At 47.8% G+C, this 10,382-nt stretch carries 8 protein-coding genes and 1 pseudogene; 2 read left to right on the top strand and 7 right to left on the bottom strand.

What is annotated here, in order from left to right:
* From lnt to GY683_RS08885, 3 genes are all read right to left on the bottom strand, one after another.
* Window positions 1-1,322, bottom strand: a 1,322-nt coding sequence (lnt, locus tag GY683_RS08895; protein ID WP_297288387.1) for an apolipoprotein N-acyltransferase, incomplete at its 3' end; no start/stop codon positions are given.
* A gap of 125 nt (window positions 1,323-1,447) precedes the next feature.
* On the bottom strand, window positions 1,448-2,314 hold the full coding sequence (locus GY683_RS08890; RefSeq protein WP_046697133.1) for a CBS domain-containing protein: 867 nt from the start codon (window positions 2,312-2,314) through the stop codon (window positions 1,448-1,450).
* Window positions 2,315-2,495: 181 nt separating this feature from the next.
* Complete coding sequence (locus GY683_RS08885; RefSeq protein WP_297288386.1) at window positions 2,496-2,975, bottom strand: YcgN family cysteine cluster protein; 480 nt, start codon at window positions 2,973-2,975, stop codon at window positions 2,496-2,498.
* A 144-nt stretch (window positions 2,976-3,119) separates the two neighbouring features.
* Here GY683_RS08885 and GY683_RS08880 point away from each other — a divergent pair, with 144 nt between their 5' ends.
* A complete protein-coding gene (locus GY683_RS08880) occupies window positions 3,120-3,839 on the top strand; it encodes a dienelactone hydrolase family protein (RefSeq protein ID WP_297288385.1) in 720 nt (239 codons plus the stop codon).
* A 72-nt stretch (window positions 3,840-3,911) separates the two neighbouring features.
* Here the strand turns inward: GY683_RS08880 and GY683_RS08875 are convergent, their stop codons facing one another.
* A complete protein-coding gene (locus GY683_RS08875; protein WP_297288384.1) occupies window positions 3,912-5,414 on the bottom strand; it encodes an aminoacyl-histidine dipeptidase in 1,503 nt (500 codons plus the stop codon).
* Between the two features lie 123 nt (window positions 5,415-5,537).
* Between GY683_RS08875 and GY683_RS08870 the strand changes: the two genes are divergently transcribed.
* Window positions 5,538-6,344, top strand: a complete 807-nt coding sequence (locus tag GY683_RS08870) for a Cof-type HAD-IIB family hydrolase (protein ID WP_297288383.1) — start codon at window positions 5,538-5,540, stop codon at window positions 6,342-6,344.
* A 154-nt stretch (window positions 6,345-6,498) separates the two neighbouring features.
* Here GY683_RS08870 and gorA read toward each other — a convergent pair whose 3' ends face one another.
* The 3 genes and pseudogenes from gorA to GY683_RS08855 all read right to left on the bottom strand — a co-directional run.
* Window positions 6,499-7,860 (bottom strand): glutathione-disulfide reductase, encoded by a 1,362-nt coding sequence (gene gorA / locus GY683_RS08865; protein WP_297288382.1) that lies wholly within the window; start codon window positions 7,858-7,860, stop codon window positions 6,499-6,501.
* 109 nt (window positions 7,861-7,969) lie between these two features.
* On the bottom strand, window positions 7,970-9,196 hold the full coding sequence (serA, locus tag GY683_RS08860; protein ID WP_297288381.1) for a phosphoglycerate dehydrogenase: 1,227 nt from the start codon (window positions 9,194-9,196) through the stop codon (window positions 7,970-7,972).
* Window positions 9,197-9,401: 205 nt separating this feature from the next.
* Window positions 9,402-10,382, bottom strand: a pseudogene (locus GY683_RS08855) (DNA-directed RNA polymerase subunit beta'); the annotation flags it as partial.

The raw sequence follows: 10,382 nt of genomic DNA, 5'->3' as shown, positions 1-10,382 counted from the left end.
CTTCGCATCTGAACCATCTGCAAGTGCTGCCAAGGACCTGCCGAACTGCCGAACCATGCATCATTCGAGATCGTCATGAGAAAATCGGTGTTCTTAGCATTATGGCGAGTGGTCTCAGGATATGCCACCTCATAACAGATGGCAGCACCAACGTTTTGCCCTTTGATGGCAAATGGTGCTTGTTTGCTTGAACCACTACTGATGCTCATCCCACCCTGCATGTTCGCCAAATCAGGCAGCAGGTTAAACAACCCTTCGAACGGCACATATTCGCCAAATGGCACAAGACGCTGCTTCTTATAAAGCGCCTGTGTCTCGCCAAGCACCGCCACACTGTTATAAATTGGTGGGTAGGCGTGCCGATTCTCATCGTAATTCTTAAGGTCGCGATAGATAAGTCCTGTCACCCAAGTTGAGTCGTTATTGCGAGCGCGATTAATCATGCCTGCGATGAATGGCTCGGCTTCATCATGGAACATCGGGATCGCCGCTTCTGGCCAGATGACAACATCCTGCCCCCATTCACTCTTAGACAGATCTTCATAGATCTCAAGTGTGCGCACACGGTATTCGGTCAGCCACTTCATGTCTTGTGGGATGTTGCCCTGCACCAAAGAGACAGACAGCTTCTCACCCGATGGCTTCACCCATTCCACGAGACCCAGCCCAAAAGACACGGCCAAAGTCAGTGCGCTTAGCCCGATAAAGGCAATTTTATGGCGGAACAGCTCAACCACTGATGCGGCAAATAATACCGCCACGAAACTTATGCCAAACACTCCCAAGACCGGCGCAAGTCCATTCATCCAAGTCTGTTCAGTGAATGCATAGCCTACAAACAACCAAGGAAATCCTGACAGTAGCCAAGTTTTTAGCCATTCTTGAATCACCCAGAACGAGGCAAATGCCAATGGTTGACGACCCAAGAAACGCACAAAGCCCCATGCAAAAAAGGCATGAAAAAGCCCCATGATAATCGCCATCACACCAATCATCATATAGGCAAGCCAAGAAGGTATCGCGCCATATTCATGGATTGAATTATAAAGCCAAAAAGCACCAATCACCCACGTACCAAACCCATACACCCAGCCAATCCAAAAGCCGCGGCGACCGCTATCTTCACCCACAAGTAGCGCATACAGTGCCATCACCGAGAACAGCGCCAAAGGCCACAGATAATAGGGCGCTAACGCAAAGCTAAACCCAAGACCAGCGACGAGCGCGATGATGAGCTTGATGCCTATGGGTAGACGAATGCTCTTGGCATTACTACGAGTATTGGTTGGGATGTTGGGATGATAAATAGATTTGGTGGTCATGGCGTGATTAAATATAGCTAAATTAACCCATTATTTTAGCAGAATTTGAAAGATTTAGCAACGAAATTACAACAAAAAACCAATAAGACCTAAGCCTTATTGGTTTATTCACTCAATCTAATCGTTTAGATTGTACTATTTGGGTTTAGCGTCATCTCAAGCAGATGAATGTAACGCCCTTCGACATCTACAATGACAATCTGCCAATCATTAATCCGCACCGTCTCGCCCTCTAGGTGGCTTACCGAGCCCAGTGCCTGCATGACCAATCCACCCATGGTATCAACATCCGCATCATCGAAATTCGACCCCAGAATGTCATTACAATCACTGATCAATGTCGATGCCTGCACGAGCCAGACGCCATCTTTGGTGGGATGAGGCACGATGTTATTAATATCACTGTCCTCATCGATGTCATCATGCTCATCAACGATGTCGCCCACGATCTCCTCTAGCAGATCCTCCATCGTGACGATGCCAGAGACCGACCCAAATTCATCAAGCACCACCGCCATGTGCACTTGCGCCTTTTGTAGTAGGCGAAGCAGTGTGTCAGAGCGTGCGGTTTCGTTAATGTATAGCGGCTTTCTGACGATGTCTTTTAAGAGAAATGGGTGATCAATGCCTTCAGCGCGACTCGCCAAAATCGGGATTAAGTCCTTAGCAAGTAAAATACCCAAAATCGCATTATCATCATGACTGTCAAACACAGGATAACGAGAATGCTCAGTCTCAAGCAATACCGCCAAAATGTCTGAGATGTCAGCATCACTACTGATGGCAGCAAGCTGTGGGCGTGGCGTCATGATCTCACGCACTTGGGTGGCAGGTAGATCCAGCACACCTTCTAACATATCGACCGTATCTGGCTCTAGGAATTGGCGCGAATCTTGAACCAATTTTAACAAATCATCGCGAGTTTCAGGGGCGGTGGACAGCCAACGTTTCAAGCCGCGCGTCCAACCACCCGAATGACTGTCGTCTGACATAAGAAGACTTCAACCTCTATTGTGGGAAATTTTTGGTTAATGTAACGGATTTGGCAGGATTATTCAAGCGTTATTTGGTTACTGCTGATATGCTCAAAGTGGTGGATTTTTGATTGATACACCTCTACGCCACCAAGAAACACAACAAACCATCAAAACATCTGAACAGGCTTATAAGTCGCTAAATCTTCACCCATCTGATGATGCGCTCTTCTATCTCGTCATCATCAAAATCAAGCTCAGAATAACAGCGGCCACGCACGCCGAATTTATCCATCGCCTGATCATGTCGCGCCTGCCCTGAGATCAGATAGTGCCAATGTGGCAAGCCCTGCCCTAGATGCAGTCGCTTATAAGCGCAGTGCCTTGGCAGCCACATCATGCCAGGCACCATCTCATACGTAAGGCGAATGCAATCAGGCACATAAGACTTACGATTGGCATAATCAGCACAATGCCCTGTCGAACAGTCCAAGAGTCGACATGCCACGTCAGTATATTCGGTAAATCTTGGATCGTCATCGTCCAAGAACTTCACCAAACAGCACACCCCGCACCCATCACAAAGCGCCTCCCACTCGCTGTCATTGAGCTCACTTAGTGGGTATTTCTCCCAGAAAAGCTCTCGCAATTGGCTTGGTTGTTCTGCTGATTCTCTCATGATGTTAGCTTATTAAAATTTCGATCATTGTAACAAAAAAGCACCATAAATTTAAGCCCAAACCCCATTGTCAAAGCCCAAAAATCCTGCTAGTCTAACGATAGTGATGATTTTGTAATTATTTTAATTAGCAAGGAGTGACCCATGACCATCCAAACCCTAACCACCATCGCCGCTGATGGCACTCGTCTATTAAGCCATGTCTGCCTGCCTGACACCACACCTGCGCGAGGCATCATCGTCGCGCCCGAATGGTGGGGCGCAGAAGACATCCACCCAAAAACCGTCGCCGAAGATCTTGCCAAGGCAGGCTTCGCCGCGGTCGTCTTGGATGTCTATGGGGAAGGCAAGCTGACCACCGATGCTGTCCAAGCCAATGAATGGATGAGCGCCGTTCTTAATAACCCAAGCGAACTCATGGACAGATGTCGCCGCATTTATGAAGATTTTATCGCTTTAGATGAAGTGGATGGCGCACGCATTGGTGCGGTAGGCTATTGCTTTGGTGGTAAGCTTGCCCTTGATATGGCACGCACAGGCATTCCTCTAAGAGCCGTCGCCACTTTCCATGGCAACCCAACGCCCATCCAGCCTGCTGATGCGTCTTTTGGGGCAAAGGTGCTGGTAGCACATGGCGGTGCTGACAGCATGATTCCCATGAGCGCCATCGATGGGCTAAAAGCCGAACTTGATCGCGCCAATGTTGACTATCAGATCGATGTCTATGATGGTGCCAAGCACGGCTTTACCAATCCATTGGCGGACAAGCGAGCAGCCAATAACGACATCGATCTAGGCTATAACGAACATGCCGCCAAAGCCAGCTGGGATAAGATGCTGTCATTCATGAATGAATATGTATAACATCCAACTAAAAAGCTTGTCACAATGACAAGCTTTTTGATTTATACAGCTAATCAATATCTTAGCATCCAATCATGCCTTACTTGGCGCATTCGCCAGAATCTGCGTGAGCAATTGCCAGTATGTCGCCACGCTGTCAATATGCACCATCTCTTGGGGTGAATGGGCGTTTTTGATGGTAGGGCCGATGGAGACAATGTCCATGTCTGGGTGGCTTTGCTTGATCAGACCGCATTCAAGTCCTGCATGAATCACCTTAATCTGCGGTTCATGCCCCAGTATCTGCGCATAGAGCCCAGCGGTCAGCGGCGTGATTAATGACTGATCGTCAGGATTCCATCCCACATAATCCCCTGTAAATTCAGCTGTCGCTCCCGCAAGGCTCGCCAGATTATCCAAGCTCGTGCAGACTGCCGCCTTACCCGATTCAACCAATGAACGAATCAGCAGATTGGCAGACAGCCCTTGCTCATCAATGCTCGCCACCCCAAATGATAGCGAAGTCTCAACCGTATCCTCTGCTAAGTCAGACTGACGCACCACGCCACTCGGTAGCACATTTAACAGACGGATTGCCTTGGCGGTATCTTCATAAGTTAAGGCAGCTCCTACATGATCTGCGTCAGCCACCTGACACATCACATTAGGTTCTGCTCTCATAATCTCGTTACGAACCACATCAAATGCCGCCTGCAAAGCCGCCACAAGCTCATCACGACGATCGGATGAGAATGCCAGCTTGACGCTTGCCTCTCTAGGGATGGCGTTACGCAATGTACCACCTGTCAGGATTTGGATGGCAAATTCACCATAAAAATTCGGCAGCACCTCCGCCAGAACACGCGCTAGCATCTTAATGGCATTGCCACGATTCTTATAGATATCCAGCCCAGAATGACCGCCTTTTAAGCCTTTGATGGTAAAGTTCAGCGCATCATCAAAGCTGTAATTTGTCTGTGTTAGCGGCAGATGAATATTCGCCTCAATCCCGCCAGCACAGCCGATATATATCTCACCAATCTCCTCGGTGTCGGTATTTACCATCAGCTTCGACTGTAGCTCGCCTGCCTGCAGCCCGAACACACCCACCATTCCCGTCTCTTCGGTCATGGTCAAGAGCACTTCTATTTGTGGATGCGCCAGATCGTCAGATTCTAGCACGGCAAGGCAGCTTGCCATGCCAATACCATTATCCGCACCAAGCGTCGTGCCTGTTGCCATCAGCCAATTTTTATCATCAGGATTGGCTCTAAGCAGGATTGGGTCAGTGCTAAAATCATGCGGCGTATCGGCATTCGCCTGCGGCACCATATCAAGGTGTGCTTGTAGTGCGATAGATTCGCGATTCTCCATGCCTTTAGTGGCGGGCTTAACGATGATGACGTTGCCCACATCATCACGGCGCACGGACAGCCCTCGCGCTTTTGCCCAGTCAACGATATGATTGGCAATCGCCTCTTCGTAGTAGCTTGGGTGTGGGATTGCGCAGATCTTGGCGAACCATTGCCATAGCAGGCGCGGTTCTAGATTCTCAACCGCAGATAGGTTCGTTTGATAGGCGGTATTATTAAGCATGGATTCTCCCATTAAGTTCATAATTTGGCTAATTTTAGCACATTCTGCTGCAGTTTATACATTTCATCAATCCATCATGGTTTTGTGATAGAATCTATGTAAATACCTTAATCAATGAATCCCATGAAGCCAACGCCAAACACCCCAAAGATCATATTTTTTGACATTGATGACACCCTATATATCAAGTACGACAACTACATCCCAGACAGCACAAAAGCCGCGCTAAAAGCACTAAAAGACCAAGGCATCATCGTCGCTATCGCCACAGGTCGCGGCATGTGCGTGTTCCCACCTTGCATTAATGATTTGATTGATGAGGTCGGCATTGATTTATTTGTTACCATCAATGGGCAATATAATGAGTTTAAAGGCGAATTATTGACCCATTTCCCATTAAATTCCCGACAAATTCAAGACACCACCCATTACCTAAAAACCAATCAAATCGCCCACGGCTACATGACTAAAGATGAAATCGTCGCATTCGATGAGAACCAGTACATGAAGAATGCGCTGCAATCATTACACATCCCCTATCGTGTCGCTGACGACTTTGAATTTGCGACGCCCATTTATCAGATTTTGGCATTTTACGAAAATAACGAAAACGCCAGCACCACCCTACAAGATGGACTAAACGATGACCTAAAGACCGTGCGTTGGCACATCTCGGGTGTGGACATCCTAGACATCCATGGCTCAAAGGCGCGCGGAATACAAGCAGTATTGGATGCATTGGGACTGGACATGGCGGATGCGTGGGCATTCGGCGATGGTCTAAATGACATCGAGATGCTCTCATCGGTCGGCTTTGGCGTGGCGATGGATAACGCCCACCCTGACCTAAAAGCCGTGGCGGATTACGTGTGCCCTAAGCATATCGAAGATGGAATCTTTGAAGGGCTGAAAGCTTTGGGATTGGTTTAATGGCAAAACTAATACACCAAATAATCCACGCTTGGCAAGTCAAAAGATGGATGGGTAGACATATCCACAAGGACGATTTCGTTATCGTTTAGGATATAATAACAAAAAGACAAACCGCCTAGGCGATTTGTCTTTTTAGTAATAAAACAAATACTTATCTCATCGTAACAAACTCTTCCGATCCTGTCGGGTGAATGGCAACGGTGTTATCAAAATCACGCTTGGTTGCTCCCATTTTTATGGCAACGGCAAAACCTTGAATCATCTCGTCCACACCAAAGCCCACGCCATGCAAGCCGACCACCTTTTCATCATCGCCCACGCACACCAATTTCATGCGACATGGCTCACGATGGGCGGTAATGGCAGAATACATGGGCGTGAAATTGGATTTATAAACCTTGACCGCCTCCGCTCCATATTCCTCAACTGCCTCATGCTCGGTCATACCCACCGTACCAATGGGCGGATGACTAAACACGACCGTGGCGACATTGCTATAATCTAGGTGTTCATCAGGCTTGTTGTTAAACAGGCGTTCGGATAGTCTGCGACCGCTTGCCACCGCCACAGGGGTCAGCTCAATGCCATTTTCAATAATATCACCCACCGCATAAATGCCGTCCACCGTGGTGTTTTGGAATTTATCCACGATGATTTGCCCCTTTTCGTTGGTTGCCACACCCGTTCTGTGCAAGTCAATGACATCAGTCGCTGGCACACGCCCTGTCGCCCAAATCAGGCAGTCCACATTTAGGGTTTCGCCATTGTCAAAATACACGGTCAAACCGTCATTTTTTTCAATTTTAACAGGGTTTACGCCCGTGTGGAACGTAACGCCGTCTTTGACCATGACATCTTGTAAGACTTCTACAATATCTTTATCAAAACTCTTTAAAATACCGCTACGTACGCACAAATGCGTATCCACGCCCAAGGCATTCATCACGCCTGCAATCTCAACGCCAATGTAGCCACCACCAACAATCGCCACCGATTTTGGCAATTCGGTCAAATCAAAAAAACCGTCCGAGTCAATGCCGTATTCTGCCCCCTGTATGTTGGGACAGTGTGGACGACCACCTGTGGCAATCAAAATATGGTCAGCGGTAATGGTCTCGGTCTCGCCATTGTCATAGCTGACTTCTACCGAATTTTTGTCAAGAAATTTGGCAAAGCCGTTGATGAGCGTTACGCCATTTTTTTCAAAGGTGTTTTTATAAGATTGATGAATGCGGTTGATGTAGGCGGTGCGGTTTTCAACGAGTTTGGCAAAATTAAAGTTTTTGACGTCCAAATCAAAGCCATAATCAGGGGCATAGTTGTGAATGGCGGTTGCCATGTTTGCCCCATACCACAGCACTTTTTTGGGGACACAGCCCACGTTGACGCACGTTCCGCCAACATGGCGGGCTTCAATCACGGCAACTTTCTTACCGTACATACTGGCACGGTTAGCAGAAGCGATACCACCACTGCCACCACCGATGGTAATATAATCAAAATGTCTGGTCATGGTTATTTTCCTATCTATTTAGAAATTTGATTTATTATATCACAAAAACCAAACCGCCTATGTTTAGACGGTTTGGTTTTTTGAATACTTAGATTTAATGAACGCAAAATTAGAACAGCACACGCACACGGATGGTCTCAGGCACAGCGCGCAGACGCTCCATGGCCTTGGCAGAATCGTTATCATCAACGTCCATCACCAGATAACCCACATCGCCACGAGTCATCAAAGACTGTGCAGCGATGTTAATGCCTGCATCAGCAAATGATGCGTTGATTTGCGATAGTACGCCTGGGACGTTGCGGTGAATGTGTAGCAGACGGTGCGTGCCTGCGGTGAACGGGATAGACACGTTCGGAAAATTAACCGCGCTGGTGGTGTCGCCTTGATCCGAATATTTAACAAATTTCTCAGCAACTTCCAGACCGATGTTCGCTTGAGCTTCTTGAGTTGAGCCACCAACGTGTGGTGTTAGGATGACATTGTCAAATTCACGAAGCGGTGATACGAACTCTTCATCAGCAGATTTTGGCTCTTTTGGAAATACGTCAATCGCCGCACCCAAGATTTTACCGCTCTTAAGCGCATCTGCCAGCGCATCGATGTCCACACAGCCGCCACGTGCTGCGTTGATGAAGAACGCGCCGTCTTTCATTTTGTCAAATTCAGCCTTGGTCATCATGTTGCGCGTGCTTGGTAGGTCAGGCACGTGTAGCGTTACCACGTCTGCTTTAGCAAATAGTTCATCCAAGCTGCCGACCTGTACTGCGTTACCTAGAGGAAGCTTGGTAACAGCGTCATGATAGATGACATTCATGCCCAAGCTCTCAGCAAGTACTGACAATTGTGAACCGATAGAGCCATAGCCAACGATACCCATGGTCTTGCCACGCACTTCATAGCTGTCTTTGGCAGACTTGTTCCAGCCGCCACGATGCACAACAGCGTTCTTCTCTGGCACGCCGCGCATCAGCATGATGGTCTCAGCCAACACCAATTCTGCCACCGAACGCGTGTTAGAATATGGCGCGTTAAATACAGGGATACCCAGTTCAAGCGCAGCGTCTAGATCAACTTGGTTCGTGCCGATGCAGTAGCAGCCGATAGCGATAAGTTTTTCGGCGGCTTCTAGTACTTTGCGAGTTAGCTGGGTGCGTGAACGAATGCCCACGAAATGCGCGTCTTTGATTTTTTCGATCAGCTCAGCTTCATCAAGTGCTGATTTGATGTATTCGATGTTGGTATAGCCTGCAGCGTTCAATGTTTTTAGGGCGTTATCATGTACGCCTTCTAACAACAAAAAGCGAATTTTGTCTTTTTGAAGAGATAAAGTCATGGAAAAATCCTTAAAGAAGTAGCAAAGCAAAAAGACAGTTATACACCGAATGTCCAAATTTTGCAATGCGCAATCATCAAAATAACAGGAAATTTTCTGATGTCATCTTGAAAATATCCCACGTTATGCAAATACCTACTAAAACGCCATTTGCAATATTCTATGAACAAAAAAGCCCATCGTTGGATGAGCTTTTTTGCTTAAATCATTCGCTATCTTGACCGAGTTCGTCAGCAAATGCCTTAGCAAAGCTGTCTTCGGTTGGTAGATTTTCGCTGCTTGTCAGTAGCTCATCATCAAGCGCGATGTCATCGGTCGATGCATTACCTTCAAACGCAAGCTCTGCCTTGCGTTGGCGGTTTTGATGGTAAGCCAGACCTGTACCTGCTGGGATCAGACGACCCACAACAACGTTCTCTTTAAGACCTGTCAAGTCATCAACTTTACCCATGGTCGCAGCAGCAGTCAAGACACGAGTCGTCTCCTGGAACGATGCCGCTGAGATGAAGCTTTCAGTAGCTAGCGATGCCTTAGTGATACCTAGAAGCTGACGCTCGAATTGTACTGGGAACTTATTATTCGCCACCAACTCTTCGTTCAACGCACGGATCTTCGTGTATTCCGCTTGGTCGCCCTTGAAGTAGCTAGAATCGCCACCGTCGGTAACTTCAACTTTGCGTAGCATTTGACGTACGATAACTTCAATGTGCTTGTCGTTGATCTTAACGCCCTGTAAGCGATAAACTTCCTGAACTTCGTTCACGATATAGTTTGCCAAAGCAGTTTCGCCTTTTAGGCGTAGAATGTCATGTGGGTTTTGCGGACCGTCAGACACTACCTCACCGCGCTCAACTGTCTCACCTTCAAAGACGTTGATTTGACGCCATTTTGGAATCAGCTCTTCGTGGACATTACCTTCTTCATCGGTGATGATGAAGCGGTTTTTGCCTTTGGTTTCTTTGCCAAATGACACCACACCGCTCATCTCTGCCATGATGGCATGATCTTTTGGACGGCGCGCTTCGAACAGGTCAGCAACACGTGGCAGACCACCGGTAATATCCTTGGTGCCTGAGGTGGCTTGTGGCACACGGCCCAGTACAGAACCTGCGGTTACTGTCTCACCTTCAGACACGCGAATCACCGTCTCAGCAGGCAGGAAGTAAACCACTTCTTTGCCCTCTGT

Origin of the sequence: Moraxella sp. (genome assembly GCF_024227015.1) — a bacterium.
In the GTDB taxonomy this organism is placed as follows: domain Bacteria; phylum Pseudomonadota; class Gammaproteobacteria; order Pseudomonadales; family Moraxellaceae; genus Moraxella.
Note: the sequence above shows the minus strand (reverse complement) of the source record. Positions and strands in the feature narration are given on the sequence as shown.